Origin of the sequence: Pseudoalteromonas sp. 19-MNA-CIBAN-0066 (assembly GCF_040308705.1) — a bacterium.
In the GTDB taxonomy this organism is placed as follows: domain Bacteria; phylum Pseudomonadota; class Gammaproteobacteria; order Enterobacterales; family Alteromonadaceae; genus Pseudoalteromonas; species Pseudoalteromonas nigrifaciens.
Map to the genome: position 1 here is coordinate 1 of NZ_JBEONZ010000405.1, position 238 is coordinate 238.

Here is a 238-nt window from a genome sequence, read left to right on the forward strand (position 1 = left end):
CAAATGATTAATAACTTTGGCGGCATCGATACGCTGATTAATAATGCGGGTGTGCTGGTTAGCGGAGCATTGCCAAAGACAGCATTAGAGGAGCAATTGTCGCTCATCGACGTCAACTGTAAGGGCGTGCTGATTGGTTGTCATAAGCTAGCGCCTTATTTGGCGGAGAGCAAAGATGGCAAAATCGTCAATGTGTCCTCGGCATCGGCTATCTATGGTCAGCCTGAGGTTGCCACTT

At 48.3% G+C, this 238-nt stretch carries 1 protein-coding gene; it reads left to right on the forward strand.

Going from position 1 to position 238, the window contains the following annotated elements:
* Positions 1–238: SDR family NAD(P)-dependent oxidoreductase (locus tag AAEZ18_RS19610; RefSeq protein WP_352256129.1), on the forward strand; the 238-nt coding region annotated here is incomplete at both ends.